Genomic DNA, 26,041 nt, shown 5'->3' with positions numbered 1-26,041 from the left:
GGTCGAATCGTTCCGGGCAGACGCTACTCGACCTGGGCCGCGAGTCGTCTCGCGATGACCGCGCACGTCGCCAGCTGCAGCTGGTGGAAGACGATCACCGGCAGCGCCACGCTCGCGGCGAGCGCCGGCGCGAACAGGACGGCCGCCATCGGCAGGCCCGTCGCCAGGCTCTTCTTCGATCCGCACATCAGGAGCGCGACACGGTCGTCCCGCGCCAGCCCGAGCCGGCGGCCGCCGTTCCAGGTGAGCACGAGCATCGTCGCCAGCATCGCCGCGCACACGACGACGAGGACCACGAGGGCGACCCACGTGACGTGCGACCACGCGCCCGACACCGTCGCCTGGCTCACCGAGGTGTAGGCCACGAGCACGATCGCGCCCCGGTCGGTCACCCGCGTGAGGTGCGGACGGGCCCGCAGCCAGGGGCCCGTCCAGCGCTGCGCCAGCTGCCCCGCAGCGAACGGCAGGAGCAGCTGGAGCACGATCCCCGCCAGGTTCCCGCCGGCCTGCCCCGACGTGCGGACCATCAGCACACCGACGAGCAGCGGCGTCAGCACGATGCCGACGACGTTGGAGATCGTGGCGCCCGTGATCGCTCCGGCGACGTTGCCCCTCGCGATCGAGGTGAACACGACCGACGCCTGCACGGTCGACGGCAGCAGCGACAGGTAGAGCAACCCCGTCTTGAGCTCGGGCGAGACGACGGCGTCGGGCAGCAGCTGGACCAGCAGACCGAGCACCGGGAACGCGACGTAGGTCGCCGCGAGCATCGACCCCTGCAGCCGCCAGCCACGCAGTCCCGCCCACACCTCTCCCGTGGCCATGCGCGCGCCGTACAGGAAGAAGAGGAGCACGATCGCGGCCGTGCGGGCCACGTCGAGGACGTCGGCGACCACCCCGCGCGCCGGCAGCAGGAGCCCCAGCAGGAGCGCCGACAGGATCATCACGACGAGCGGGTCGACCCAGCTCAGGGCCCGCGCCCAGAGGCTCCGCCCGGCATCGTCGGCGGGCACAACTGAGGGCACGGCGACATTCTGTCACCGCGCTCAGCGCGCGCATCCGACGGATCCCCCCTAGATTCACGGGTCGTACTCGATCGAACCCCTCGAAGTCAAGGAGTTCCACACATGACACCCGAAGGCATCATCTCCGCCATCATCATCGGCGCCGTGATCGGCATCCTCGGCCGTCTGCTCGTGCGCGGTCGTCAGCGCATCTCCTTGCTCCTGACCATCGTGATCGGCATCGTCGCGGCCCTCGTCGGCACGTACCTGGCCAGCCTCGTGGGCGTCCAGAACACCGCGGGCGTCGACTGGATCGAGCTCCTGTTCCAGATCGTGCTCGCCGCCGTCGGCGTGGCAGCCGTCTCGGGCAGCCGCGGCCGTCGCCGCAGCATCCTCTGAGCCCCACCCCGCGCAGCACGGCGAAGGCGGCTCCCCGGACAGGGGGCCGCCTTCGACGTGCATGGGTTGACATATAGGTAACCAATCGGTTACCAAAGAGGGGTGGACCCGTTCCCCGCGCTCGCCGATCCGGTGCGACGCGAGCTCCTACGCATGCTCGCGCGACGCGCTGCCCGCGTGGTCGACCTCGCTGCCATGCACCCGATCAGCCGCCCTGCCGTCAGCAAGCACCTGCGCGTGCTCGTCGACGCCGGCCTGGTCAGCGCCGATACGCACGGGCGGGAACGTCACTACGCGCTGGTGCCCGGCGGGCTCGACCCGGTCCGGGATCTGATCGACGAGCTGAGCCTGCGACCCCGGTTCGACGCGTCGGCGCTCGACGGCCTCGACCTCGAGGTCCGCCGTACCGTCCGGGACCACCGAGAAGCCGCGCCGTCCGACCCCGAGGAGGAGACAGCATGACCCCGAACGCCACCGGCCGCCGCGAGACCCGCGACGGCCACGACAGCGTCGTGATCGACCGCACGTTCCGAGCCCCGATCGAGTCCGTGTGGGCGGCTGTCACCGAGTCCGACCGGCTCGGCCGCTGGGTCGGCACCTGGACCGGCAACCCGACGACGGGATCCGTCCTGTTCCGCATGAACGCCGAGGGCGACGACGTCAAGCCCGAGACCGTCACGATCCACGACTGCGACCCGCCCCGCCGTCTCTCGCTCACCTCGCAGGTGGCCGGCGAGCAGAACGTCTTCCACTTCCTCCTCGAGCTGAGCGAGGTCGCCGGCACCACGACGCTCACGTTCAGCCAGTCCGTGCCGGACGCGGACATGGCAACAGGCGTCGGCCCAGGCTGGGAGTACTACCTGGACCGCCTCGTGGCCGCGGAGACCGGCGCCGATGTCGCGGGAGTCGACTTCGACGACTACTACCCGGGGCAGTCGGAGTACTACCGGGCGCTGTTCGCCTGAGCGGTCCGACGGGAGGTCGACCGTCGGGGTCCGTCGTTCTCACCGGGCTGCTCGGCCGAGGGGCGGCGTCGCGGTGATGACGAGGCAGGAGCCGTCCGTCCGCACTCCCCCGACCAGTCCCGCGCTGTCGAGAGACCGCAGGACGCGCTTCGCGACCGCGTCTGTGCGGCGAGCGTCCGGCAGGTCGTAGACCAGGCAGAGTCGTCCGGCCGGCCCGAGCAGATGACGGAGCACCGCTGCCTCGGGAGAGGCGAGGACCGTCCAGAAGACGTTGACGTTGATGGCGAAGACCTTGTCGAAACGCGCGGGACCGGGCAGACGCGCAGCGACGTCGAGCAGTTCGGAGCCGACCACCTCCAGCCGGCCCTCCTCGACGAAGCGGGCATTGCGCCGCAGCGTCTGGCGCACGGCCGTGGCGGAACGGTCGACGGCGACGTAGTGGATCCCCGGGTGCGTGGTCAGCAGGTGCTCCGCAGCCGCGCCTGTTCCGCAGCCGACCTCGATCACCCGGTCGGTGGGGTCGAGGTCGAGGTGCCGCGCCAGGGCGGCCACCCGCTCCGGCACGGCCCCGCTGCGGGTGGGGGCGGTCGCACGCGAGGTCACGGCGTCGCTCCTCACGGCTGGGGCTCGGACAGGGTGGGCGACGAGGTCGTCGACGTGTGGTGGGCCGCGACGACCCACCCTCGGGACGACCGCACGACGACGTCGGTCGCGTACCCGGACAGCTGGAACGGCACCCCTGCATGCATGCCGCGCTCGTCCCACCGGTAGCAGCACAGCGTCACCTGCCCACCGTCCCCGAGGGCGCGTTCCTCCATGTCCCGAAGGTCCCACCGGTCCACCGACCCGTCGAGCAGAAACTCCTGGGCCTGCCTGAGCGCGGCGTGGCGACCGGAGGTCCGCGCCCCCGCCCCGACGGAGAGGTGCTCCTCGTCGAGGACCTCGGACAGGGTGGCCAGGTCCGCGTCGGCGAGAGCCTGCCACCATGCCCGGACGGCGTCCTGCGGTGATCCGGTCAGTCGTCCCACGACGCCGCCTGACGACTGCTCGTGAGCGGTCGGACGCGGTCCACCCACCGTGCCAGCAGGCCACGCAGCGTGGCGCCACGGCGCGGACTGTTGCCGAGCTTCGCTGCTCTGCGAGCAGCCCGTCGTCGGTCCGCGGCGGCGAAGCTGTCCCGGAGGACTTCGAGGCGCACCTCCTGGATGGCTCGCATGAGCTCGGGCGTGATGTGCGACATGGCGATCTCCTGTCGGTCTCGTCTCGGACGGTCCTCCCAGCGTCGGGACGACGGCCTCGCCGTGGACAGGCCGGAAAGGCGGACCCGCCCCGTCCATCGGTCGGTTGACACGACGTCGTCCGCCTGGGTCTGCCGATGCGCGTCGGCCGGCCCGACCGTGGAGTCATGACAGCGATAGAGGTGCACGGGCTGCACAAGAACTACGGGCCACAGCAGGTGGTGGCCGGGATCGACCTGACGGTCGCCGAGGGCGAGGTCTTCGCCCTCCTCGGCCCCAACGGTGCGGGGAAGACCACCACCATCGAGATCCTCGAGGGACACCGCCGACGAGACGGCGGCACGGTGCGGGTGCTGGGCAGCGACCCGGAACGGGCCGACCGGCGGTGGCGCGCGCGGGTGGGGATCGTGCTGCAAGAGGTCGGCGACGCCGGCGACCTGACCGTCCGGGAGGTCGTGCGGCACTTCGCCCGCTTCTACCCCGACCCGGCGGACACCGACGAGCTGATCGAGCTCTGCGGTCTGACCGCGCAGCGGCACGCACGCGTGGCCACGCTGTCCGGGGGGCAGCGGCGGCGGTTGGACGTCGCCCTCGGCCTGGTCGGCAACCCGGAGCTGCTGTTCCTCGACGAGCCGACCACGGGGTTCGACCCCGAGGCGCGACGGCAGTTCTGGGGGGTCGTCCGCAACCTCGCCGCGCGCGGCCTGACTGTCGTCCTGACCACCCACTACCTGCAGGAGGCCGAGGCGCTGGCAGACCGGCTCGCGGTCCTCGTCGCAGGTCGCGTCGTCGCCGAGGGCACTGTCGACACCCTCGGAGGCCGGGACCGCGACCTCGCTGTGCTGACGTGGCGCGACGCCACCGGGGACCACCGTGTGCGCACGCCGGACCCGAGCCGGGAGCTGCGTGCGTTGGCCGGGACCCAGGTCACCGACCTGCGGGTGAGCCGCCCCAGCCTCGAAGACGTCTACCTCGACCTGATCGGAGCCGGATCATGACCACGACGACACAGCTCCCGCAGCGACTCCCCGGACACCTCGCCATGGGCCGCGCCCGCGGGCAGGTGGAGATCCTGCAGTTCTTCCGGCAGCGGGACGCCGTGATCTTCACGTTCGCCTTCCCGGCCTTCCTCCTGGGCATGCTCGGGATGATCTTCACCGAGCCGCACCCGGGCACCCCGGTCAGCCTCCGGGTGGTGCTCGCCGCGAGCATCGTCGCCTACGGCATCGTCTCGACCGCCTTCATGAGCACGGGCATCGGCGTCGCGGTCGACCGGGACAACGGGACGACCAGGCGGCTGCGCGGCACGCCGGCGACGGCCACCTCCTACCTGCTGGGCAAGCTCATCCTCGTGGCGACGATCACCCTGGGCGAGGTGGCCCTGCTCCTGACGGTGGCGGTGGTCGCACTCGACCTCGACCTGCCGACGGACCCCGCCCGCTGGTGGACCTTCGCCTGGCTGCTGGTGCTGTCGATGACCAGCTGCACGCTGCTCGGCATCGGCTTCAGCGCGCTCGCGCGCTCGGCGCGCAGCGCGACCGCGGTGATGAACGTCCCCGCGGTCGCCCTGGGCTTCGTCTCCGGCATCTTCGTGCACATCCTCGCGCTGCCGGACGCGATGGTGACGGCCGCGTCCTTCTTCCCGCTGCGATGGATGGGTCAGGGCTTCCGGGCGGTGTTCCTCCCTGACACGATGGCGGAGTTCGAGACGGCGGGGTCGTGGGAGCTCGGACGCATCGCTCTCATCCTCGGAGCCTGGACCGTGATGGGGCTGGTCCTATGCCTGGCAACCTTCCGTTGGGCCGAGCGCCGCTCGGCCTGAGCGGCGTCGGTCGCCCCGACGTCCTGCGCGACGCCCGGCGGGACTGGTTCTGGCTCTGGGACGTCTACTACGTCGTGGTCTGCGCGGGCGTCGGCGTCATGGTGGTCACCGCAGCGCACGGGCCGGCCGACGCGAGCCTCGCCGCCGGGTGCGCCCTCGCCCTGCTCACCTGGTACGCGCTGGTCGGGCGCCCGGCCGTCCTGGCGGGCGACCAGGGCTCGCGTGGCGTGGTGTTCGTGACCGGCCTGGTCCTGGTCCTGAGCCTGGCCGTCTGGGCGGTGCCGATGAGCGCCTACCTGCTCTTCGCGGCCTGTCCGATGGCGTTCATGGCACTCCCCCTGGGCTGGGCGGTGCTCTCCGCGGTGGTCCTCAACACCGTTCCCCTGGCAGTCATACCGCTGCACCAGGAAGGCGCGCCGCGTGCCTCCTTCTCCACCGCCGCGCTGGCGCTCGCCTTCACGGTGCTCGCGGGCATCTACCTCGACCGGACCATCAGGACCAACCATGAGAGGGCCCGGCTCATCGCGGAGCTGCAGGAACGCCGCCAGGAGGTGGAGCGCCTCTCCCGTGACGCCGGCGCTGCGGCCGAGCGGGCTCGTCTCGCCGGGGAGATCCACGACACGCTGGCCCAGGGCTTCGCCTCCGTGGTCACGCTCACCCAGGCAGCGCTCGGGGCGCTGCACCGGGAGCCTGCGCGAGCGGAGGAGCACCTCGACCTCGTGCTCCGCACCGCGCGCGAGAACCTCACGGAAGCGCGGGCGCTCGTCACGGGGATGTCGCCCGCCGCGCTCGAGGACGGCACGCTCACCGAGGCCATCGCCCGCCTGACCCACACCCTGAGCTCCGCCACCGGCAGCACCGTCGTGTGGGAGACGAGCGGCACCGCGCGCCCTCTCCCGCTGCCGGTCGAGGTCCTGCTGCTGCGCACCGCCCAGGAGGCGCTGACCAACGTCCGTCGTCACGCCGACGCCCACCACGTCCAGGTCCGGCTCCGGTACGACCCGTCCACCGTCACCCTCACGGTGACCGACGACGGCCGCGGCTTCGACGGAGCCGCCGTCGCCGCCGAGGGCTACGGGCTCAACGGCATGACCGTCCGTGCGACGCACCTGGGCGCCGACCTCGCCATCCGCTCGAGGCCGGGGCGTGGCACCACCATCACCCTGGAGGTACCGACGTGATCACCGTCATGCTGGTGGACGACCACCCCGTCGTCCGTGCCGGGCTGCGCGGGATGCTCGAGGTCGAGCCGGACATCGTCGTGGTGGCCGAGGCGGGATCCGGTGCCGAAGCCCTCGCGCTGGCCGCGGTCCACCACCCCGAGCTGGTTCTCATGGACCTGCGCATGCCAGGCGGGGACGGCGTGGAGACCACCCGCGCGCTCCGGGCGGTGCTGCCCGACACCACGGTGGTGATGCTCACGACGTACGACGGCGACGCGGACATCCTGCGGGCGGTCGCCGCGGGCGCAGCGGGCTACCTCCTGAAGGACGCCACCAGCGCCGAGCTCTCCGACGCGGTGCGCGCCGCGAGCCGCGGTGAGACCGTGCTCGCCCGTGCGGTCGCCGGCCGACTCGTCCGACAGGTGCGCGAACCGCACCCCACCACCTCCCTGTCGGCGCGAGAGCTCGAGGTGCTGCAGCACGTCGCGGCCGGTGCCACCAACGCCGAGGTCGGGCGCGCGCTGTTCATCAGCGAGGCCACCGTCAAGACCCATCTCGTCCGCATCTTCACCAAACTGGAGGTCACCGACCGGACCGCCGCCGTGACCACCGCCATGGCTCGAGGCCTGCTCGCACCCACCGCCGGCTGAGAGGGACGGTCCTCACGCCTGCCTCCCCGCAGGAGAGGCGGGGAGGTCCATGGCCGCCAGCCGGTCCGGGTCGGTCGTCGACAGGATCCCGACGATCCGGCCGTCCACCACGGTGCAGCCCATCACGCCCAGCGGCTCGCCGTCGACGCTGTAGGCGACGATGCCCGGGTCCCCGTTGACCAGCACGGGGCGTGCGGTCGCCTTGGCACGTGCCGCGCGCTGCATCCTCGTGGCCACCTCGGTCGGCCCGTGCCTCACGATCACGCCGCGAGCGGTGACGGTGCGCCAGGTCACTGCCGGGTCGAGCAGCTGCACCAACCCCTCGAAGTCACCCAGCCGCGCCGCCGTGAGGAACGCGTCGACCACCGCGCGCTCCCGGCGGCGTTCGTCGGGCGGACGTTGCGTGTCCTGCACCTCGCGTCGGGCCCGGCTCGCCAACATGTTGGTCGCGTCCGGGGACCGGCCGATGATCTCGCCGATGTCGTCGAACGGCACCGCGAACATGTCGTGCAGCACGAACGCCAGCCGCTCGGCCGGACGCAGGCTGTCGAGCACCACCAGCAGCGCAAGCCCGACCGACTCGGCCAGCAGCGCTTCCTCCTCGGGGGAGGCACCGTCGGCCTCGGTCACCACCAGGTGCGGCAGCTGGTCGTCGTACGACGCCTCGGAGCGGGTCGCGCGCGAGCGGAGCACATCGATGCACACCCGGCCCACCACGGTGGTCAGCCACCCGGCGAGGTTGTCGATCGACGTCGCGTCCTGGCGCGCGAGACGCAGCCACGCCTCCTGCACGGCGTCCTCGGCGTCCACCCGCGATCCGAGCATCCGGTAGGCGACGGCGACGAGGCGCGGACGTTGCTCTTCGAAGGCGCCGGCCACCGCGTCCTGCGCAGGGGATCCGCTCATCGTGTGACCTCCCGCCGGCGAGTTCCGTCGTCAGAGATGACGGGCCCGGCAGGGCCGAGGTAACCGAGGAGGAGATCGTCATGAACACCGCCCTGTGGATCGTTGCCGGAGTCATGGCGGCGCTCTTCGCGTTCGCCGGCGCCAACAAGCTGTTCATCCCCTACGACAAGCTGGCCAAGGCTCCGGGCGCGGCCTGGGTCAGCCTGTTCAGCCCCGGCTTCGTGAAGGCCCTCGGCGCCATCGAGATCGTGGGCGCCGTGGGCCTGGTCCTACCCGCAGTTCTCGACATCGCGCCGGTCCTGGTGCCGCTGGCCGCGATCGGCCTGGCGCTGATCTTGGTCGGCGCCGCGACGGTGACCTTCCGTCTCCACGAGTACCTCCACGTGCTGCTGAACCTCGTGTACCTCAGCCTGCTCGTCTTCGTGGCGTGGGGACGCCTCGTCGCCGAGCCCTTCACAGGATCCCGCCGGCCGGTGGTTTCCGGCGCTCCATGTCACAGATGCCCGCCGCGTCTCGTCTCAGGGGTGGAGACCACCTCGGGCCTGAGGAAAGGTGAGGATCATGCGAGTGTTCGTGGCAAGCAGGATGGGGACGGGAGCGATCGACGACCAGGTCGACCTGGTGCGCGAGCGCCAGTCCCCTCTCGTCGGGGACAGCAGTGGGTGCAGCTCCTGGGTGAACCTCGACGGCGCGGCAGAGCTCGCGTGAGCGAGCCGGAGGAGTTCGAGCACCTGCGTCCACTCCTGTTCTCGATCTCCTACCGGATCCTCGGCAGTGTGGCCGAGGCGGAGGACGCGGTGCAGGAGACCTGGCTGCGCTACCAGTCCACGCCGACGCGACCCACCTCCACCAAGGCGTTCCTGTGCGCCGTGGTGACGCGGATCTCGATCGACGTGCTGCGCTCTGCCCGGGTCCGGCGAGAGGAGTACGTCGGCACCTGGCTGCCGGAACCCCTGCTCGAGGATCCGTACGAGGATCCGGCGCGGTCCGCGGAGCTGGCCGACTCGGTGTCGACGGCGGCCCTGCTCCTGCTGGAGAGGCTCACCCCGTTGGAGCGCGCGGTCTTCGTGCTGCGCGAGGTCTTCGGGTTCGGCTTCGCGGACGTCGCGACGGCCGTCGGCCGGTCCGAGGCCGCGTGCCGTCAGCTCGCGGCCCGCGCTCGTCGCCACATGGAAGCCGGCCGGACGCGGTTCATGGCTGACCGGCGCGACGGCGAGCAGCTGGCGGAGCGCTTCCTCGACGCCTTCCGTGACGGAGACGTCGAACAGCTCCAGAGCTACCTGGCGGCGGACGTCCAGATGGTGGGGGACGGTGGCGGAAAGGCTCCGCAGTGGGCCAGGAGCATCTTCGGGGCCGACAACGTGGCGCGCCTGCTCGCCGCGATCGCGCCGCCGTTCATGAGCATCGGCGGCACCGTCGAGCAGCACCAGGTGAACGGCCAGCCGGGTGCGATCTTCCGCGATCGAGACGGCAACGTCATCAACACCTGGACCCTGGACGTTCTCGAGGGCAGGATCCAGGCGATCCGGTCGGTGATCAACCCCGACAAGCTCCGCCACGTGGGTCCGGTCGCGGATGCCTGGGCGGTCGTCCGCGAGGCCAATGCAGCACGGCGATCGCCGGACGGTGCGGCGCCGGCAGCGTCGGCCGAGGCGCAGTAGAACGGCCACTCTCCGGCAGGATGTCGACGAGCCGCTCGCCCACGGAGGACGCGTGCAACCGCAACGCCGCTCGCACATCGTCGTGGCCGGGGTGCTGACCCGCCCCGGCGCGGTACTGATGGTGCACCGCCGACCCGACCGCGAGTGGTACCCCGACGTGTGGGACTTTCCGGGCGGTCACCTGGAGGACGGAGAGACCGCCGACGAGTGCCTGGTCCGGGAGCTCGAGGAAGAGCTCGGCATCCGGGCCCGCCACCCCCTCCCGACGATCGAGCACTGGGTCCTCGACGAGGAGCTGGAGGACATCCGCTTCCTGCACGTCACGAGCTGGACGGGCGAGCCGAGGAATCTCGCCCTCGACGAGCACGACGACCTGCGATGGTTCTCGCTCGAGGAGGCCCTGGCGCTCGATCTCGCCGACGCGGCGTACCCGGACCTCCTGAGGTCACTCGGGCACTGGTCCTGACGGCCTCTCAGCGGAAACGACAGAACCCCGCCCGACTGTCGGCGGTGCCGATGGTCGGACGGGGTTCCCGTCGGGTGGAGCTGAGGGGATTCGAACCCCTGACCTTCTCATTGCGAACGAGACGCGCTACCAACTGCGCCACAGCCCCGCGAGCGGCCTAAAGACTAACACCAGGCCCCGGTGGATCGCGAAATCCGACGGGTCACTCCCCGGCGACGCGACGCTTCGCCAGGACCGCGTTCAGGTCGATGCTGCCGGTGGTCTCCAGCGGCGCCTCGAGCGGTGCGCGCTCGGCGTCGGTGGGAGCGTCGACCGCAGGCGTGCGGGCGGCCGTCGACCCCTCGAGGTTCTCCAGCGGGGCGGGCTCCCGGCGCGGCGCCGGGGCCTTCATCGTGTAGGTCGGACGCGGGACGGGGACGGGCGACCACGCCTCGTCCTCCTCGCTCGCCGCCTCCGTGGTGCGCTCGCTGGCGGGACGACGGACCACCGGCACCTGCCCGGTCGAGGCGTGCCGGGCGGGGCCGTCGGACTCGCCCTTGTCCGCGACGATGCGCTCGAACACCTCGGTGCTGGCGTCGGACGGGTGCACGGCGCGGCCCGTCACGAAGGCCGTCGGCGCCTCGCGGGGAGCCTCGGCGGGAGCGGCTGCCGGGGCGGGCTCGGCGGCTACGGCCGGCTTGGCGGCGGGGGCGGGCTTGGCGGCGGGTGCGTCGGCCTTCGTGGCCGTCGCCACGGCACGCATCGCGCCCGTGCGCGGCCCGGATGCCACGCGGCGCTCGTCGGCGATCTTCTGCTCCCAGGCCTCGTCGGCCTCCCGACCTGCGAGGACGGCGCGCCGGCCGAGCACGAGGACCGAGCCGAGCAGGACGGTCGGGACGACGCCGGCGACCCAGGTGACCAGGGGGCTCAGACCGACGGCGGCCCAGCCGACGACGGTCGCGACGACGAGGAACCCGGCCAGGAGGGCACGGCGGCGCGCGGCAGCACCTCGGCGGGCGACGGAGGCCGCCCGGGCTGCACGCGCCTGCGCGGCGCGGCGGGCCGCGTCGGCGGTGATCCGGTCCTGTGTGCCGTGCGGTCGGTCCACGGTGGTGCCTCCTGTCGCGCTCCCGGTGGCCACCGGGAGCCCCTTGCCCGGGGCCAGCAGCCCCGCGGTACTGCTCGCTGTCGGCCCGCACTCCGCGGAGGCGGCCTCCTGGCGGATGCGCCGGTCGCTCACTGCGACCACACGCAGCGCCTCGGAGAACCTGTCGTCCGCCCGGGACTCCAGCAGCTGCTGCCGGTGTCGCAGCTTGTGCGGCACCAGGTACGCCACCCACAGGCCGACCAGCGCGAGCGCGACCGGTCCTGCGAGATCGTTCACGTCACGACGTTAGGCGCCGAGGCCGCACCGGCCGGGGACCACCGCGGCGTGTCGGCCTGTGCGTCACCCGACAGAGCGCGACCGCCAGCGGGACAGGAGCCCGTCGGGGACGTCCTCGACGGTCAGGGCGAACGTGCGGTGGTCGCACCAGCGGTCCTGGATGTGCAGGTACTTCTCCCGCACCCCCTCGTCGCGGAACCCGAGCTTCTCGACGACGCGCAGCGACGGACCGTTCTCGGGGCGGATGTTGATCTCGACGCGGTGCAGCCCGAGCGCCCCGAAGCAGTGGTCCGTGGCCAGCGCCACGGCGGTCGGGGTGATGCCCAGACCGGCGACGTGCTCGGAGACCCAGTAGCCGATGGCCGCGGACCGCAGGGAGCCGTAGATGATCGAGGAGACGGTCAGCTGCCCCACGAGGCGGTCGGCGTGGTCGATCGCGAACGGCAAAGTGACCCCGGCCCGGGCCTGCGCGGACAGGGTCCGCACGAAGGTGCCGAACGACGGCCGCGGGCCCGAGACCGGGACGGGGCTCGTGGCGTCCCACGGCTCCAGCCAGGCGGCGTTCCGCGCGCGCAGCGCCATCCACGTGTCCTGGTCGCGCCGCCGCAGCGGACGCAGGCGCACGTCGCCCTCGACGAGCACGGCGGGCCATCCGGAAGCCATCAGCCCTCCAGGACCAGGCAGTGGATCACCTGTCCGGGATGCACCGTCAGGTCCTGCTCGCCGACCACGGCGAGCGCGTTGGCGTGCGCGAGCGCGCTGACCGTCGGCGCCGACGGGTCACCGATCGGGGTCACGCGGTACCCCTCGTCGGGGGACCCGAGCACCGTCGCGGGCACGAACTGCCGCAGCCCAGGTGGGGAGACCCAGCCCTCGACGGCCTCCGCCGCGACCGACGGTCGGAACACCTCGGCGTGCCCGGCCATCGCCCGCAGCGCCGGCCGGACGAACACCTCGAACGAGACCTGCGCGGCGACCGGGTGCCCCTGCAGGGCGAAGATCGGGACGGACTTGTCGCTGGCCAGGTCGTCGGCCACGGTGCCGAACCCGTGCCGGTGCCCGGGCGTCATCGCGACCTGGTCCAGCCGCACGCTGCCCATCGTCGCCAGCACGTCCTTGACCGTGTCATGGGTCAGCTCGGACAGCCCGCCGGTGATGACGAGCAGGTCGGCGCGGACCAGCTGGTCCTCGATGGCTTCCCGCAGGATCGCGCGGTCGTCGCCGAGGATGCCGACCCGGACCGACGCGGCGCCGGCGTCCCGGACCGCGGCCTCGAGCGCGTGCCCATCGGTCTCGAACACCCCATGACCGGACCGGTCGGCGTGCGTCCCGGGCTCGACCAGCTCGTCACCGACCGAGATCAGGACCACGCGCGGCGTCGGGTGGACGTGCAGCCGCCCCCGGCCCAGCGCGGCGGCCAGGGCGAGCTGCCGGGCGCCCAGGCGGGTCCCCGCCCCGAGCACCACGTCGCCCGCCCGGACGTCGGACGCCACCGCCCGCACGTGCTGGCCGGGCACCGCAGGGCGCTGCATGGCGACCCGTGCGGTCCCCCGGTCGGTCTCCTCCAGCGGCACGACCGAGTCCGCCCCCAGCGGCAGCGCCGCGCCCGACGCGATCCGCACCGCGGTGCCGGGCACCAGCCGCAGCGGGCCGGCGCCCGGCCGGATGTCGTGCGCCACCGGAAGCGAGTGCGCGCTCGCGTACCCGGCACCTGCGGTCTCGTACGCCGCGACCGCGTACCCGTCGCGCGCGGCGACCGCGAACGCCGGGAGGTCGTGCGTGGCCGTGACGTCGGCGGCGAGGATGCAGCCGACGGCGTCGCGCAGGACGACGTCGAGCGGTGCGACCGGTCCGACGGCGGCCAGCACGGCCGCTAGGTGATCCTGGACCGATCTCATGCGGGCATTCTGCCCCGCCCCAGCAGGTCAGTCGGACAATGGCGTGCTGAGAGTCCCCGCGAACTCGCCCAACCAGGTACGGAACTCGGGTCCCAGGTCAGGCCGGTCGACCGCGATCTGGACGACGGCCTTGAGGTAGTCCAGGCGGTCGCCGGTGTCGTAACGACGTCCGCGGAACACCACCCCGTACACGCCGCCACCCTCGGACGCCGGCAGCCCGGCGAGCGTCGCCAGCGCGTCGGTCAGCTGGATCTCGCCGCCGCGGCCGGGGTCGGTGTTCTCCAGCACCTCGAACACGGCGGGGTGCAGGACGTAGCGCCCGATGATCGCGAGGTTGCTGGGCGCCTCGTCGGCCGGGGGCTTCTCGACGAGCGCGGTGATGCGCACTTGGTCGCCATCCGCAGCGCCCTCGAGCTCCTCGACCGCCGCGCAGCCGTACATGGAGATCTGCGCGGGTGGGACCTCGAGCAGCGCGATGACCGAGCCGCCTGTCCGTTCCTGCAGGGCGAGCATGGTGCTGAGCAGCTCGTCGCGCTCGTCGATCAGGTCGTCGCCGAGCAGGACGGCGAACGGCTCGTGACCGACGTGGTGCTTCGCCTGGAGCACGGCGTGCCCCAGGCCCCTCGGCTGACCCTGGCGGACGAAGTGCACGTGACCGAGGTCGGTGGACTCACGGACCTTGGCGAGCCGCTCCAGGTCGCCCTTCGCCTCGAGCGCTGCCTCGAGCTCCGGCACCGCGTCGAAGTGGTCGGCGAGCGTGCGCTTGGAACGGCCCGTGATGAGCAGGACGTCGTCGAGCCCGGCTCTGACCGCTTCCTCGACGACGTACTGGATGGCCGGCTTGTCGACGACCGGGAGCATCTCCTTGGGCGTCGACTTCGTGGCGGGCAGGAACCTGGTCCCGAGGCCCGCGGCGGGGATGACTGCCTTGTGGATGGTCATGTCGGGACAGTAGCCGCGTGGTCCCGGAACCGCAGTGGTGTGCGTCACGTGGGGCAAAGCGTTCAGACCTCATTCCCAGGACGGTCGTCCGGTGGCCACGAGGTTTGCGACACTGGACCCATGAGCAGCGTCGCCCAGCCGTATCCGCGCGTGTCCGAGGGGGACGAGGTCGAAGACGTCAAGGAGCGGCTGCGGATCGCGATCCGCAACGCCCGCAAGATCCGCTCCGTCCGACAGCGCGAGGCCGCCGCCCACGCCCTGGTGGACGTCGTGCTCACCATCCCCGCGGTCGCCGACGCCACCTGCGCCTCCGTCTACGCATCCCGCGTCACCGAACCAGGAACGGGCCCGCTGCTCGAGGCCCTCGCCGCCCGCGGAGTCCGCCTGCTCCTGCCCGTGCTGGGCAGCGGGCTGCAGCGGGACTGGGCGGAGTACGCCGGACCGGACGACCTGCGCGAGCGCGCTCCCGGCCGCCCGCCGGAGCCCGGCGGTCCCACGCTGGGGGCGGCGACGCTGGCCGACGCCGACGTCGTGATCGCCCCCGCGCTCGCCGTGGACACCACCGGCGCGCGGCTCGGCCAGGGCGGCGGCTGGTACGACCGCGCGCTCGAGCACCTCCGGCCCGGGGTCCCCGTGGTGGCCCTGGTGTTCCCCGAGGAGCTCTACGACGCCGAGAAGCGCCCGCTGCCCCGCGAGCGCCACGACCGTCTGGTCGACGCCGTCGCGACACCGCTGGAGTGGCACCTCATCACGGCGTGAAGGTCAGCCGGTCGCCGGCGTCCGCCTCTGTCGCGGCCTGGGTGAACGGCCACGGGAACGTCTCGCCACGCGACCACGGGACGAGCTGGTCGGCGTAGTGCACGCTCGCCGGGTGGCCGGACGCGCCGGTGAGCGTCACCCACGTCGACGCGTCGAGATCGCCCAGGTCGACGACCATGCGCATCGACGGCGAGGCGGTGACGGCGAAGGACCCGGAGCTGGCGTCCCAGGCGGTGGCGTCCACGATCGAGGACCCGCCGCCGACGGGGACCGGGTCGGGGTTGACCAGGTCCCGGACCAGCCCGGGGAGCGACGACCCGCCGAGCACGGGGTGCTCGGGTGCGGCCGGGTGCAGCTGGCCCCAGCGCCAGTCCGTCGCCTCGCGGCCCAGCGAGGCGGTCAGCTCGCGGCGGGCCAGCACCATCGCGCGGGTCAGCACCTCGTCGCGCCCCTCGACCACGCCGGGAGTCGACTTGTCGTCCCACCAGGGCGAGGCGGGCTCGTCGACCAGCCGGCGGACCACCTCGAGCCAGCGCGAACCCCCTGACGGGCCGTAGTCGTCGGGGAGGTCGTCGGCGAACGCGGAGTCGAGGATGTTCGCCCAGACCGCCGCGAAGTACGCCGCCGCCGCCGAGTCCACCGACTGCACCCGGTCCCAGGTGCGCAGCAGCTCCTGCCCGTCGTCGTAGAACGGGTCCTCGATGTCCAGCGAGAGCAGCACCGGGACCAGGACGTCCGCGTATGGGCTGTGCTTGTCCACCTGGATCCGGCCCATGTCCGCGACGCCGACCTTGCCCTCCGATGTGGCGGACACGAGCAGCTCGCGGATCCGCTGCGCCCGGTAGCCGTAGTCCCAGTCCTCCGTGAGGAACGGGCCGACGCCGGCCGGGGTGACGGCCTGGTTGGCGGTGACGATGATCCCCTCGGCCGGGTCCAGCGCGCGCGGCATGGTGGCCGGGTCGACGAACCCCTGCCACTCGTACCGGCTGTCCCATCCGGGGCGCGGCCAGGTGCCGTCCGACGGGACCGGTCCACCGGCGATGTCGGCGCGGACGGGGATGCGGCCGGGCGCCTGGTAGCCGATGTGGCCGTCCGTCGTCGCGAAGACGATGTTCTGCGACGGCACGTCGAACAGCGCGGCAGCCTCCTGGATGTCCACGGCGTCCTTGGCGACGTTCATCAGCAGCACCGCGTCCATGGTCCGGCCCGGCTGCAGAGCGGTCCAGCCGAGGGCGACCGCGAACCTGCGCGCCGGCGCGTCCTCGGGCACCGGAGCGGAGCCGACGCCGTCGAGGTCCAGCACGTCGGACACGAGCGGACCGTGCACCGACTCGCGCACCGTCAGGCGGATGTCGTCGCCCCCGTTCACGCGGATGACCTCGACGCGCTCGGTGATCGGAGACTCGGCGCCGTCGAGGCGGGTGGTGGTCTCGTCGACGCGCTCGAGGAAGAAGTCGGTCACGTCGGCGCCGAGGTTGGTCAGCCCCCACGCGAGCGTCTCGTTGTGACCGATGACCACGCCCGGCATGCCCGCGAACGCGAAGCCGGTGACGTCGTAAGGGCACTGGGTGGAGACCTCGTCGCACCGCAGCCCGATCTGCTCCCAGATGCCCGGCGCCGAGATGCTGAGGTGCGGGTCGTTGGCCAGCAGGGGCTTGCCCGACTCGGTGAGCTCGCCGGAGACCACCCACGAGTTCGAGCCCACCCCCTCACCGTCGCCCATCAGGTGCGGCACCGCGTCCAGCGCGGCGGCCGCGGCCGCCATCGCCTCCTGCAGGTCGGCGCTGTCCAGGTCGAGCGGCGTGGTCTCGGCGGACGCCTGCTCGACAGTGGGCGCGGGCAGGTTCGCGGCGGTGAGGATGGGCAGGTTGAGGTCCTGCGGGTAGGCCGGGAACAGCTCGTCGACGCGCGCGACGTCTCCGATCGACGTGTACGAGGCGGCGCGCTCCAGCTCCGCGTCGTAGTTGCCGCGCAGGTCCCAGGCCATGGCCTTGAGCCACGCGAGCGAGTCGACGGGGTCCCAGGCCTCCGGCGCGCCCACGTCCAGCCGCACCCCGAGCACCGTGTACTCGACCGCGATCGCGCCGGGGTCCCGGCCGTCGAGGTACGCGTTGACGCCGTCCGCGTAGGCCTGGAGCGCGTCGCGCGTGCTCTGCTCCAGCAGGTCCCACTCCTGCTCGGCCACCTTGCGCCACCCGAAGGTCCGGATCACCTTGTCCGCGGCGAGCGCGTCCTCGTTCTCGCCGACCAGCTCCGACAGCCGTCCCGACGTCACGTGGCGGCGGTAGTCCATCTCGAAGAAGCGGTCCTGCGCGGCCACGTAGCCCTGCGCCCGGAACAGGTCCTGGGACGTCGTCGCGGTGATCGTCGGAACTCCGCGCTCGTCGCGCGTGACCGTCACGTCTGCATCGAGCCCGGGCAGCTCCCGCTCCCCCGCGACCTCCGGCAACGGCCGTCGCACGACGATGACGGCCGTGACCATCACCGCGACGAGCGCGACGACGACCACCGCGGCGACGGTGATCACGGATAGAGCGACGAGGCGACGACGAGACACGCTTCGGAGGGTACTTTGCCGCCCCGCCTCCGGCTGTCGCAGCGCCTCGCACGGACGCACGGAATGTGCCGAGCGAGCGAACCGTTACGATTAGCACTCGGATGACGCGAGTGCCAGACCTTTCCGACAGCTCTCAGGAGACCTTCAGTGCCCACCTACGCCTACGCCTGCACGGCGTGCGGTCACGCCTTCGAGATCGTGCAGTCGTTCAGTGACGACTCCCTGAGCGTCTGCCCCGAGTGCGAGGGACGCCTGCGCAAGGTCTTCTCCTCCGTCGGGGTCGTGTTCAAGGGCTCGGGCTTCTACCGCAACGACGCGCGTGCCGGTGCGAAGTCGACCGCCCTGAGCCCCGCCGCGGCGACCCCTTCGGCGCCTCCGTCGCCGTCGACCTCGTCGTCGTCCACGGGCTCCTCGTCGTCCGGCTCCTCGTCGTCATCCACCTCGTCGTCGTCCGCGGCCGCCTCCGCAGCCAAGCCCGCGGCCTCGTCCTGACACCCCTGGCCTGAGTCTCTCGGCGCCGTCACCTCCGGGTGGCGGCGCCGATCTCGTTCCGGCGGAGCGACGCCCGCTGGTCGCGCCCAGGCAGCGTCTCCGTCCCCGACGCGGGGTCGGTCGCCCAGCGCCCAGACGCCCCCAGCCCACCGATCACGGGACCGGTGCACACCTACCGGGTCGACCGGCGCTCCCGGCTCCTCTCGCGCCTACCGTCGCCTCTCATGCAGCCCCACCTGCTCACCGGCCGGCCCCCGCCGCTCCCCCACCGCCGACTACCGTTCCCCCTCGCCCTGCGCGCCACGCTGTGGCGGACCCGGTTCGCCGTCGGCGCGGTGTTCCTCGGCCTCGCCGCGGCGTGCACGGTCCAGGCCCTGCGCCCAGCCGACCCACCGACCACCCCGGTGGTCGTCGCGGCACACGCGCTCGCGGCGGGGACCGCACTGACCAGCACCGACGTCGAACTCGTCCGGTGGCCCGTCGCCGTCGTCCCTGACGGCGCCGTGACCGACCCGGACGCCGTGATCGACGCCTCGACGGCAGTCCCGCTGGCGGCCGGCACTCCCGTGCTGCCCGGTCTGCTCGCCGACGACGACGTCCGCGGACCTCCCGGCACCGTCGTGGCGACCGTCCGGTTCGCCGACCCTGCCGTCGCCGGTCTGCTCTCGCCCGGGATGCGGGTCGACGTGCTTGCCGCCACCCCGGAAGGCGGACCGGGAGGAATGGTCGCGACGAGGGCGCTCGTGCTGCCGGTAGCCCGACGGACCGCCCCCACCCAGAGCGCGCTGAGCCTCGGCGGCTCCGGTGACGACTCGGTCCCCGTGCTCCTCGCCGTGTCCCCGGACGAGGCTCCCGCACTGGCCGGAGCCGCCGCCTCCGCGCTGCTGTCCGCGGTCGTCGTGCCATGATCGACGGCCGGAGTCGCTCCATCCGGGGCGCCGCTCGGCCACCCGACATCCACCCCGAGGGATCAACGTGACGGATAGGCTCAACGCTGGGATCAACGGCGCACGGCAAGGGCTGAAGGGCACCGCGAAGGTGTTCCAGGGGTTCAAGGACTTCGTCAGCCGAGGCAGTGCGATCGAGCTGGCGGTCGGTGTCGTCATCGGCGCGGCGTTCGGCGCGGTGGTCACGTCGATCGTCAACGGGCTGATCGGACCGCTGATCTCCGCGATCTTCGGGGAGACGGACCTGAGCAAGGTCCTGTCGTTCGAGGTCAACGACGCGGTGTTCTCGTTCGGGCTGATCCTGAACGCGCTGATCCTGTTCCTGTGCACAGCCGCCGCGGTCTACTTCCTCATCGTGCTGCCGCTGAACGCCCTGGCGTCCCGGCGCAAGAGCGGCGAGGAGGAGGAGCCGGCTGCGCCCGCCGAGGACATCCTGCTGCTGCAGGAGATCCGCGACCTGCTGGCCAACCGCCCCACGCCCGCGATCGCGAACGACGCCGGCGCCTCGGCCGGCACGGGTGCGGGAAGGGGTACGGCTGACGCCACCGCCGGTGGACGCGACCTGCCCCCGTCGATCCCCCCGGGCCCGGCCGCACCGCCGACGCGACACTGACAGCCGGTCCCTCCCAGCCAGCCGGAGGTCTCGGCCAGCTGGAGCCAAAGGTGGCGTCAAGGCAGATGTGGCGTGACCCGGCTGGCCCGCGCGGTGCTGGGCTCGCCGTTTCGGCTATCGGATCGAGGAGAGGAACGCGAGTGTGCGCTCCGTGAGGAGCTGCGCAGCAGCGGGGTCGTACGAGGGCAGGCTGTTGTCCGCGAACAGGTGCTCCTCGCCCGGGTAGACGAAGAGCTCGGCGTCCGGGGACTCCTTCACCAGGGCGCGCGCTGCGTCGATGTCACCCTCGCCGGCGAAGAACGGGTCCGCGTCCATGCCGTGGATCTGCACCGGCACCCCCGCCGGCCACGGACTGTCGAACTCCGAGGTCGGGACGCACGAGTGGAAGAACAGGGCGCCCTTCGCCCCGGGGCGCGTCTGCGCGAGCATCTGCGCGGGCAGGACGCCGAGCGAGAAGCCGGCGTACACGAGCCCGTCGGGCAGCGTGTCGACCACGGCCTGCCCACGTCCCAGCACGATCGGGAACCCGACCTCGTCGGCGTAGGCGAGGCCCGACTCGATGTCCTCGAACGTGCGCCCGTCGAACAGGTCCGGGACGTGCACGGTGTGACCGGCGGCCCGGAGGGTGTCCGCGAAGTCGCGGACGCCGGACGTTAGCCCCTGAGCGTGGTGGAACAGCAGGACCTCGGCCATGGAGCGTCTCCTTTGGGTCGTGCGGGTGGTGGGTGGCTGGTGGGTGCCGTGCCGAGCGATCGTCTCGCTTGGGTCTGACCACGGCTACCAGTGCGGCGGCTTGTCCTGGCGCAGTCGGTCGTCATTGGAGCCGGTCTCCTGTTCGCCCCATCCGACGTCGGAGTCGTCGGCGCTCCGCGTCGCGATCACGGGTTCGCCGGCAGCGTCGGGCTGGAGGGTCGCCGACCCGCCCCCGCCCCCGCGGCGGGGCACCACCCTCGGGTCGTGGGCGACGTCGTCGCGGATGGCGTCGCTCCGGATCGCGTCTGTGTCGTCGCTGAGCGGGCCGGCCGGGAACGCCGGGTGGGACGAGACGAGGTTGGCGTCGTCCCCACCGACGGTGCCGGCGTGCCGGACGGCTCGCCGCGACCGGCGCACGGGTGCGCCCTGGGGCGGCTCGGACGACGTCACCGTCCGATGATCCCACCCCGGGGCGGGCGGAGGACGACGGACAGACCTGTCAGCGCATCCCGCGGGTGATCGCACTGCGGACCGCGGTGTCGATCCGGTAGGACCGGCGCGTGATGCCCAGCTCGTCGCGCAGGGCGGCGGCCAGCTGCTCGCGCGTCCGCTCCTGCTCGTCGGACTGGAGCCAGGCGACCAGCTCGTCGAGCTGGTCGTCGCTGTAGGCGCCGATGGGCAGACCACGACGGACGTCGGGGCGCTGTCGGGTGGGCACCGCGAGCGCGAGCTGGAGCGGACGGCTGGGCGGGTGCGGGTCGTCGCCGGCGGACCCGGCGGCGTCGTCACCGGCGGCGGAACCGGCGGCACCGTCGTCGTGCGCGGACGCGGCCGAATCGTCGCGCGCGGAACCGGCGGCATCGTCGTCGCCCGCGGAACCGGCGACATCATCGTCGGCCGCGGCACCGGCTGCGTCAGAGGACCGACCGTCCGGGTCGGCGGTGGCGGGCGTCGCACCCACACCGGCAGGAGCGGGATCGGTACCCGCCTCCAGCGGACGCCTGCCGGAGGGCTCTGCCGCGCGCGCAGCGGCGGCGGCCTCGACGACGTCGATCGTCGACCACACCCCCGTCGCGGGGCGCGGCTCGCCGGTGTGGGCTGCCGCGCGTGCGGCGGCGCGCGCGGCCGACCGGGCGGACGACGCGGGCGTGGGCAGCTCTTCGACCTCGTCCACCTCGTCGATCAGGCCGAGCTGCAGCGGCGCGGTGCGGGGGGCTGCAGGGGCTGGCACCCGGGCGTGCACGGCGCGACGGATGCGGTCCACCTCGGCCTGCGGGTCCATGAACGCGGCGGCGGACCAGACGCGGACGACGCTCCAGCCGACGCGCTCGAGGCGGTCCGCGGTGAGACGGTCACGGACGCGGACGCTGGGCTCGGCCGTGTACTCCTCGTCGTCGGTGAGGACGGCGACGAGCATCTCGCCGGGCAGGTCGGGGTGGCCGACGACCAGCGGGATCCGGTCCCCACCGGGGATGCCGTGGTCAGCCTCGACGAGCAGCCCGTGCTTCCAGAGGCGCTCGGCGAGGTCCAGCAGCAGGCGGTCGGGCTCGGCGGCAGCGGCGAGGGCCTGGTCGGCAGCGGCGGTGGCGGCGGCCAACGAGCGCAGCAGCGGGTCGGTGGGCTCGGGCGGGGTCACGAGGTCGGCGACGTCCTGGCCGGCACCGCGACGCGCCGCGAACGCGAGCAGGTCCGCCAGGAGCCGAGGGCCAGGGCCGCGCAGCCGCTCGGGATCGAGGTCGTCGGACCCGAAGCACGCGACGACGGTGAGCCGGTGCCGGGTGGAGCCGAGAGCGTCGAGGAGCAGCGCGTCGCCCCCGGGTCCGGTGATGGGCCCGAAGGTGTGCAGGACGCGGCGGTGCGGGGTCCGGCCGAGGCCGAGCGACAGGACGATCGCCTCGCGGCGCAGGCCGGCGACGTTGGGCAGGTCGGTGACGACGAACGGGTCGACACGGCCGGAGTCGAAGAAGGCGGCGAGCGCGGGGTTGCCGCGGACCTCGGACAGGACCGCTTCCCGGACGGCCTCCGCGTGGGTCTGGGTCGCGGTGATGACGGCGAGCGACTCGTCGGGCCGCAGCAGCGCGTGGGTCAGCACGAGCTCGACGACGTGCTCGACCTCCTCACGCGTCGACTCGACGGACCCGGTCGCCGGGTCCGGCATGCCCGTGCCGTCGACGACGTCGAGGCTGACCAGCGGCCGGTGCTGGGGCAGAGGCGTCGGGCGGAGCACGCCGGCGTAGCCGTGGGCGGCGAGGAACGCGGTGAGGTACGGGTCGCGACGGGAAGAGTCGGCGCGCAGCGCGACCGAGGGCAGCACGGCCGCGAGCTCCCGGACGGCGCTTCCGGAGGCGCAGCGCGCGTCGCCGACGACGACGACCTGCCGACCGCGGGCGACGGCAGCGAGGGCCACCTCCACGGGCAGGTGCGCCGCGGAGTCGATGACCACCAGGTCGACGGTGCGCGTCGGTGGCAACACCTGTGGGACCAGCATGGGGCTGGCAGCGATCACGGGTCGCAGCCGACGGGCGACCTCAGGGTGTCGCACGACCGTGTCCCGCAGCGACGTGAGCCGCTCCTCGATGAGGTCGGCGAAAAGCGCCTCGGCCTGCTCGCGGTGCTGGCGCAGCGCGTGCGAGACGTGCCCGACGACCGCCCCGAGGACAGGGCCGGACAGGCTCTTCACATGGGCGCGATCGAGCGTCGCGTAGCTCGCGGACAGCGCACCGAGCGCGGCGCCGTCGTACCCGGCGAGCGCCGGGTCCTCGCTGAGGATCTGCTCGATCACCGTGCTCCACCAGGCCAGGTCCAGCTCGGCCGGCGCGAGGGCGGGGTCGATGCGGCGGGTGGCCAGGTCGTCGACGAGCGGGCCCAGCCCTGCGGAGCGGAGGCGGTGGAGGAGCCCCGTGCGCTCGGGGAGGTCCGCGAGGGCGTCGGTGTCGGACCTGAGCCGCGTCAGGCGCTCGGTCAGTGCCTCGAACGGCAGGCTGGACAGGCCGCCTCCGCCCGGCGTCGTGGCGAGGACCTCGTCGAGAGCGTCGAGGTCGGCGCGCACCGCGGCGAACTCCTCCTCGATGTGCTCGAGACCGTCGGGCAGGCGCGGCCACCCGCCGGACGGGCAGTGCGCCTGCCAGATCTCCCGCTGCGCCTGCACCTCGAGCAGCCGTGCGTGCAGGTCCGCGACGGGCCGGCCGGGACGGACCATGTCCTTGGACTGCTTGCGCAGCCGACGGCGCAGCCAGAAGCCCATGTCGACGCCGCGCTCGGCACGCCACTCCTTGGTGGCGGTGGCGGCGACGAGGTCGGCGGCGGTGCGTTCGAAGACGATCGGGGAGAACACGTCGAGCGCCGCCCGGACGCCGTCGAGCATCGTCAGCTGCTCCACCCACGCGATGACGGTGGTCGCCTGCGTCAGCCCGGTCTCTGCGGCCACCTGCGCGGTCCGCGCGACGAGCGCCGGCAGGGTCGAGTCGAGCACTCGCTCGAGCCTGCGCACCGCGTTGTCGGCGTCGGCGCGCGTCCGCAGGTCCGCCCCGTACCAGGCCGTGTCCGTCGGACGGACCCGGAACGCGCCCAGCTCACCGGCCTGCACGAGCGCGGACGTGAGCTCGGCGCGGCGCGGCGCGTCGAGCACGCGCGCGACGTCGGGTGACAGCCGCACGGTCGTCTTCGGCGCCGGTCGGGTCGAGGTGAGACGGGCCAGCTGCTGGAGGGCGTCGTACGCCGAGACACCCCAGGGGTCGCGCTCCGCGTGCAGTGCGTCGACGTACGCCCGCAGGCGCTCGCGCGTGCTGACGAGCTCGCTGCGCAGGGCGGCCACACCGTCCGCGTCGACCGCGGGCGCCTCGAGGGTCATCGCGCCGAGCAGGCGGCGGGAGATCGCCGACCGCCACCCGGCGTCCGGTGCGACGTCCAGCAGCAGGTCACCGAGACCCAGGACGGCGAGCCGGTCCGCGAGCGCCGTGGCCGCACGACGATGTCCCGGCACGTAGAGCACCGTGCGACCCGTGGCGGCCGCGTCGGCGACGAGTGCGGCCAGCGTCCCAGTAGCGTCGGCGCCGGCGGGGGCGTCGACGAACAGGTGCGTGCCCGTCGCCACGACGTCGAGGACGTGCTGCTGCGCGGGGTCGAGGTCGCCGACGCCGCGCTCGTGGCCGGGGTCGCGGTCGCCGTGGACCGGGGCGGGCAGGACCCGCCGCAGGCGGGAACGGGACTCCTCGACCCCCGCGAGCGCGGAGACCACCTCGTGGCGCTCGAGCGTCCCAGACAGGTTGTCCAGGTCGTCGACGAGGATCTGGCCGGGGTGCACGAAGGTGCCGACGACCACGCGCTCGCTCATCGAGAAGTCGTCGAGGACGGCCTCGCCCAAGGAGGCGAGCCGGTGCAGCGCCCCGCGCGGGTCGAACCCGTTGGACGTGAACGTGCCGCGCGCGACCGCGCCGGGGTCGAGGAGCGCGCCGCGTGTCCGCAAGGCCCGTGCGAGCACCGGGTTGACCTCGAGCGACGGCTCGAGGGCGAGCTCGTAGTCGCTCTCGCCGGACCCGCGGGCGTGCAGGGTGACGGGCCGCAGGAGCACGGGCGCCCGCACGATCCGGGGCGCGACGTCCGCCAGCTGCTCGTCGTCCGGCGTCCGCTGCCGGGTCACGGACGCGAGCGCGGCGACGTCGTCGCTGGCGATGTCCGGGGTGGTGCGCTCGGTCCAGGTGGCCACGCCGATGGCCAGCGACGTGGGCGCGATCCCGTAGCGCTGGGCGTACACCGCGGCGCGCGAGCTCACGGCCCGCGCCCGGCGGCGCGCGGTCGACAGCGCCGCACCCTCGCGGACCAGGTTGGACAGCCGGGTCTCGCGGCCGGCGTACAGCTGGGAGATGCCCGACGGGTGGGCGGCCGACAGGTCCAGCGCGGCGTCGCCGAGCAGCTCGACGTCGACGAGCGTCGACCCGCCGGCGGCCTCGACGAGGGCGGCCCGCCAGGTGGCGACGGAACCTTCGAGGAGCTCGGCGGGGCTCGGGGGCTCGACGAGCAACGGGCGGTCGGCTGGGTCTGCGCCGGTCTCAGGAGCCTGGTCGGGTCCCGGGCCGGAGGTGCGCACGGGGACGGTCACCCTGGGAACGCTAACCGCGCCGCCGCGTGATCACGGGCATGGCGCGCCGGTGCAGACGAGGTACACAGCGGGGAGGCAACCCCACAGACGCGGAGAGCGGGACGGGTCAGGGGACCCGTCCCGCTCTCCGGACGTGAAGACGGTGCGCACCGCGCAGGGGGCAGGCGATGCGCACCGTCAGAACGAGTGTGCGGCACGAATGCCGTGCTGGTCAAACGTCCAGGCTGCCCGTCCGGGTGAATCCTCGAACCTGAGAATCACCTGGATCTTGGCTGATCCTGGCCGATCCAACCCGGAGCCGGGCGGTCCACGCGCGCCCGCTTGTGGAGGTGCCGGGACGACCGAAATCACGGGCGCACGGCCGCCCGCTCCGTGCAGACGGACACGCCGGAGTGATCGTCGACC

Annotated in this window: 26 protein-coding genes and 1 tRNA gene; 13 read left to right on the top strand and 14 right to left on the bottom strand. The window is 73.1% G+C overall.

Features of this window, described 5'->3' with window-relative positions; translation table 11 throughout:
* Nucleotides 1-23: 23 nt before the first annotated feature.
* Nucleotides 24-1,025: a bile acid:sodium symporter family protein gene (locus ASG23_RS02905; RefSeq protein WP_327019454.1), complete on the bottom strand. Its 1,002-nt coding sequence runs from the start codon at nucleotides 1,023-1,025 to the stop codon at nucleotides 24-26.
* Nucleotides 1,026-1,127: 102 nt separating this feature from the next.
* Between ASG23_RS02905 and ASG23_RS02900 the strand changes: the two genes are divergently transcribed.
* From ASG23_RS02900 to ASG23_RS02890, 3 genes are all read left to right on the top strand, one after another.
* Nucleotides 1,128-1,403 carry a GlsB/YeaQ/YmgE family stress response membrane protein gene (locus ASG23_RS02900; RefSeq protein WP_056019754.1) on the top strand — a complete coding sequence of 92 codons (276 nt, stop codon included), beginning with the start codon at nucleotides 1,128-1,130 and terminating at the stop codon, nucleotides 1,401-1,403.
* 102 nt (nucleotides 1,404-1,505) lie between these two features.
* A complete protein-coding gene (locus ASG23_RS02895) occupies nucleotides 1,506-1,865 on the top strand; it encodes an ArsR/SmtB family transcription factor (RefSeq protein ID WP_056019751.1) in 360 nt (119 codons plus the stop codon).
* On the top strand, nucleotides 1,862-2,368 hold the full coding sequence (locus ASG23_RS02890) for an SRPBCC family protein (protein ID WP_056019748.1): 507 nt from the start codon (nucleotides 1,862-1,864) through the stop codon (nucleotides 2,366-2,368). Before ASG23_RS02895 ends, ASG23_RS02890 begins: the two co-directional genes overlap by 4 nt.
* A 39-nt stretch (nucleotides 2,369-2,407) precedes the next feature.
* Here the strand turns inward: ASG23_RS02890 and ASG23_RS02885 are convergent, their stop codons facing one another.
* The 3 genes from ASG23_RS02885 to ASG23_RS20105 are packed head-to-tail and all read right to left on the bottom strand — an operon-like array spanning nucleotide 2,408 to nucleotide 3,608.
* Nucleotides 2,408-2,971 carry an SAM-dependent methyltransferase gene (locus tag ASG23_RS02885; protein ID WP_162242651.1) on the bottom strand — a complete coding sequence of 188 codons (564 nt, stop codon included), beginning with the start codon at nucleotides 2,969-2,971 and terminating at the stop codon, nucleotides 2,408-2,410.
* 11 nt (nucleotides 2,972-2,982) lie between these two features.
* On the bottom strand, nucleotides 2,983-3,396 hold the full coding sequence (locus ASG23_RS20110; protein WP_056019742.1) for a nuclear transport factor 2 family protein: 414 nt from the start codon (nucleotides 3,394-3,396) through the stop codon (nucleotides 2,983-2,985).
* Entirely contained in the window at nucleotides 3,384-3,608 is a 225-nt protein-coding gene (locus ASG23_RS20105; RefSeq protein ID WP_056019740.1) for a hypothetical protein, read from the bottom strand. The genes ASG23_RS20110 and ASG23_RS20105 overlap by 13 nt, the downstream gene beginning before the upstream one ends.
* Before the next feature lie 165 nt (nucleotides 3,609-3,773).
* Between ASG23_RS20105 and ASG23_RS02870 the strand changes: the two genes are divergently transcribed.
* The 4 genes from ASG23_RS02870 to ASG23_RS02855 are packed head-to-tail and all read left to right on the top strand — an operon-like array spanning nucleotide 3,774 to nucleotide 7,241.
* Complete coding sequence (locus ASG23_RS02870) at nucleotides 3,774-4,604, top strand: ABC transporter ATP-binding protein (protein WP_157465492.1); 831 nt, start codon at nucleotides 3,774-3,776, stop codon at nucleotides 4,602-4,604.
* Complete coding sequence (locus ASG23_RS02865) at nucleotides 4,601-5,428, top strand: ABC transporter permease (RefSeq protein ID WP_056019737.1); 828 nt, start codon at nucleotides 4,601-4,603, stop codon at nucleotides 5,426-5,428. Before ASG23_RS02870 ends, ASG23_RS02865 begins: the two co-directional genes overlap by 4 nt.
* On the top strand, nucleotides 5,386-6,609 hold the full coding sequence (locus ASG23_RS02860) for a sensor histidine kinase (protein WP_082515700.1): 1,224 nt from the start codon (nucleotides 5,386-5,388) through the stop codon (nucleotides 6,607-6,609). Before ASG23_RS02865 ends, ASG23_RS02860 begins: the two co-directional genes overlap by 43 nt.
* On the top strand, nucleotides 6,606-7,241 hold the full coding sequence (locus ASG23_RS02855; protein ID WP_056019732.1) for a response regulator: 636 nt from the start codon (nucleotides 6,606-6,608) through the stop codon (nucleotides 7,239-7,241). Before ASG23_RS02860 ends, ASG23_RS02855 begins: the two co-directional genes overlap by 4 nt.
* 12 nt (nucleotides 7,242-7,253) lie before the next feature.
* Here ASG23_RS02855 and ASG23_RS02850 read toward each other — a convergent pair whose 3' ends face one another.
* The gene (locus ASG23_RS02850; protein WP_056019729.1) at nucleotides 7,254-8,147 is read right to left on the bottom strand and encodes a sigma-70 family RNA polymerase sigma factor; all 894 of its coding nucleotides are present in this window, start codon (nucleotides 8,145-8,147) and stop codon (nucleotides 7,254-7,256) included.
* Between the two features lie 80 nt (nucleotides 8,148-8,227).
* On the opposite strand from ASG23_RS02850, the gene ASG23_RS20425 reads away from it, so the two are divergent.
* On the top strand, nucleotides 8,228-9,808 hold the full coding sequence (locus tag ASG23_RS20425; protein ID WP_082515698.1) for an RNA polymerase sigma-70 factor: 1,581 nt from the start codon (nucleotides 8,228-8,230) through the stop codon (nucleotides 9,806-9,808).
* A 52-nt stretch (nucleotides 9,809-9,860) separates the two neighbouring features.
* Nucleotides 9,861-10,274 carry an NUDIX domain-containing protein gene (locus tag ASG23_RS02840; protein WP_235520818.1) on the top strand — a complete coding sequence of 138 codons (414 nt, stop codon included), beginning with the start codon at nucleotides 9,861-9,863 and terminating at the stop codon, nucleotides 10,272-10,274.
* Between the two features lie 75 nt (nucleotides 10,275-10,349).
* Here ASG23_RS02840 and ASG23_RS02835 read toward each other — a convergent pair.
* The 5 genes from ASG23_RS02835 to galU all read right to left on the bottom strand — a co-directional run bounded on the left by ASG23_RS02835 (nucleotide 10,350) and on the right by galU (nucleotide 14,477).
* Nucleotides 10,350-10,422, bottom strand: a tRNA-Ala gene (locus tag ASG23_RS02835).
* 54 nt (nucleotides 10,423-10,476) lie between these two features.
* Nucleotides 10,477-11,637, bottom strand: coding sequence for a hypothetical protein (locus ASG23_RS02830; protein ID WP_056019726.1), 1,161 nt, complete (start codon nucleotides 11,635-11,637; stop codon nucleotides 10,477-10,479).
* A 63-nt stretch (nucleotides 11,638-11,700) separates the two neighbouring features.
* Complete coding sequence (locus tag ASG23_RS02825) at nucleotides 11,701-12,300, bottom strand: GNAT family N-acetyltransferase (protein ID WP_056019724.1); 600 nt, start codon at nucleotides 12,298-12,300, stop codon at nucleotides 11,701-11,703.
* Nucleotides 12,300-13,535, bottom strand: coding sequence for a molybdopterin molybdotransferase MoeA (locus tag ASG23_RS02820; protein WP_056019722.1), 1,236 nt, complete (start codon nucleotides 13,533-13,535; stop codon nucleotides 12,300-12,302). Before ASG23_RS02820 ends, ASG23_RS02825 begins: the two co-directional genes overlap by 1 nt.
* 27 nt (nucleotides 13,536-13,562) lie before the next feature.
* A complete protein-coding gene (gene galU, locus ASG23_RS02815; protein WP_056019719.1) occupies nucleotides 13,563-14,477 on the bottom strand; it encodes a UTP--glucose-1-phosphate uridylyltransferase GalU in 915 nt (304 codons plus the stop codon).
* A 120-nt stretch (nucleotides 14,478-14,597) separates the two neighbouring features.
* Here galU and ASG23_RS02810 point away from each other — a divergent pair, with 120 nt between their 5' ends.
* On the top strand, nucleotides 14,598-15,236 hold the full coding sequence (locus ASG23_RS02810) for a 5-formyltetrahydrofolate cyclo-ligase (RefSeq protein WP_056019716.1): 639 nt from the start codon (nucleotides 14,598-14,600) through the stop codon (nucleotides 15,234-15,236).
* Here the strand turns inward: ASG23_RS02810 and ASG23_RS02805 are convergent.
* A complete protein-coding gene (locus ASG23_RS02805; RefSeq protein ID WP_056019713.1) occupies nucleotides 15,226-17,793 on the bottom strand; it encodes a penicillin acylase family protein in 2,568 nt (855 codons plus the stop codon). The genes ASG23_RS02810 and ASG23_RS02805 overlap by 11 nt on opposite strands.
* A 147-nt stretch (nucleotides 17,794-17,940) precedes the next feature.
* Here ASG23_RS02805 and ASG23_RS02800 point away from each other — a divergent pair, with 147 nt between their 5' ends.
* The 3 genes from ASG23_RS02800 to mscL all read left to right on the top strand — a co-directional run bounded on the left by ASG23_RS02800 (nucleotide 17,941) and on the right by mscL (nucleotide 19,845).
* Nucleotides 17,941-18,285 (top strand): FmdB family zinc ribbon protein, encoded by a 345-nt coding sequence (locus ASG23_RS02800; protein WP_056019710.1) that lies wholly within the window; start codon nucleotides 17,941-17,943, stop codon nucleotides 18,283-18,285.
* A 224-nt stretch (nucleotides 18,286-18,509) separates the two neighbouring features.
* Nucleotides 18,510-19,193: a Flp pilus assembly protein CpaB gene (gene cpaB / locus ASG23_RS02795; protein ID WP_082515804.1), complete on the top strand. Its 684-nt coding sequence runs from the start codon at nucleotides 18,510-18,512 to the stop codon at nucleotides 19,191-19,193.
* A gap of 67 nt (nucleotides 19,194-19,260) precedes the next feature.
* Nucleotides 19,261-19,845: a large conductance mechanosensitive channel protein MscL gene (mscL, locus tag ASG23_RS02790; RefSeq protein WP_235520816.1), complete on the top strand. Its 585-nt coding sequence runs from the start codon at nucleotides 19,261-19,263 to the stop codon at nucleotides 19,843-19,845.
* A 114-nt stretch (nucleotides 19,846-19,959) separates the two neighbouring features.
* Here mscL and ASG23_RS02785 read toward each other — a convergent pair whose 3' ends face one another.
* From ASG23_RS02785 to ASG23_RS20660, 3 genes are all read right to left on the bottom strand, one after another.
* Nucleotides 19,960-20,538: a dienelactone hydrolase family protein gene (locus ASG23_RS02785; protein ID WP_056019707.1), complete on the bottom strand. Its 579-nt coding sequence runs from the start codon at nucleotides 20,536-20,538 to the stop codon at nucleotides 19,960-19,962.
* An 84-nt stretch (nucleotides 20,539-20,622) separates the two neighbouring features.
* A complete protein-coding gene (locus ASG23_RS02780; RefSeq protein ID WP_056019704.1) occupies nucleotides 20,623-20,988 on the bottom strand; it encodes a hypothetical protein in 366 nt (121 codons plus the stop codon).
* Nucleotides 20,989-21,037: 49 nt separating this feature from the next.
* Nucleotides 21,038-25,636, bottom strand: coding sequence for a hypothetical protein (locus ASG23_RS20660; protein WP_056019701.1), 4,599 nt, complete (start codon nucleotides 25,634-25,636; stop codon nucleotides 21,038-21,040).
* Nucleotides 25,637-26,041: the final 405 nt, after the last annotated feature.

Origin of the sequence: Cellulomonas sp. Leaf395 (assembly GCF_001424125.1) — a bacterium.
GTDB lineage: Bacteria > Actinomycetota > Actinomycetes > Actinomycetales > Cellulomonadaceae > Cellulomonas.
This window is presented reverse-complemented; position numbering and strand designations above follow the sequence as displayed.

Excerpts from the sequence above, each read along its gene's own strand:
- ASG23_RS02900 (WP_056019754.1), top strand. The coding sequence starts at position 1,128 with ATGACACCCGAAGGCATCATCTCCGCCATCATCATCGGCGCCGTGATC.
- ASG23_RS02890 (WP_056019748.1), top strand. The coding sequence starts at position 1,862 with ATGACCCCGAACGCCACCGGCCGCCGCGAGACCCGCGACGGCCACGAC.
- ASG23_RS20105 (WP_056019740.1), bottom strand. The coding sequence starts at position 3,608 with ATGTCGCACATCACGCCCGAGCTCATGCGAGCCATCCAGGAGGTGCGC.
- ASG23_RS02870 (WP_157465492.1), top strand. The coding sequence starts at position 3,774 with ATGACAGCGATAGAGGTGCACGGGCTGCACAAGAACTACGGGCCACAG.
- ASG23_RS02865 (WP_056019737.1), top strand. The coding sequence starts at position 4,601 with ATGACCACGACGACACAGCTCCCGCAGCGACTCCCCGGACACCTCGCC.
- ASG23_RS02860 (WP_082515700.1), top strand. The coding sequence starts at position 5,386 with ATGCCTGGCAACCTTCCGTTGGGCCGAGCGCCGCTCGGCCTGAGCGGC.
- ASG23_RS02850 (WP_056019729.1), bottom strand. The coding sequence starts at position 8,147 with ATGAGCGGATCCCCTGCGCAGGACGCGGTGGCCGGCGCCTTCGAAGAG.
- ASG23_RS20425 (WP_082515698.1), top strand. The coding sequence starts at position 8,228 with ATGAACACCGCCCTGTGGATCGTTGCCGGAGTCATGGCGGCGCTCTTC.
- ASG23_RS02825 (WP_056019724.1), bottom strand. The coding sequence starts at position 12,300 with ATGGCTTCCGGATGGCCCGCCGTGCTCGTCGAGGGCGACGTGCGCCTG.
- ASG23_RS02820 (WP_056019722.1), bottom strand. The coding sequence starts at position 13,535 with ATGAGATCGGTCCAGGATCACCTAGCGGCCGTGCTGGCCGCCGTCGGA.
- galU (WP_056019719.1), bottom strand. The coding sequence starts at position 14,477 with ATGACCATCCACAAGGCAGTCATCCCCGCCGCGGGCCTCGGGACCAGG.
- ASG23_RS02810 (WP_056019716.1), top strand. The coding sequence starts at position 14,598 with ATGAGCAGCGTCGCCCAGCCGTATCCGCGCGTGTCCGAGGGGGACGAG.
- cpaB (WP_082515804.1), top strand. The coding sequence starts at position 18,510 with ATGCAGCCCCACCTGCTCACCGGCCGGCCCCCGCCGCTCCCCCACCGC.
- ASG23_RS02785 (WP_056019707.1), bottom strand. The coding sequence starts at position 20,538 with ATGGCCGAGGTCCTGCTGTTCCACCACGCTCAGGGGCTAACGTCCGGC.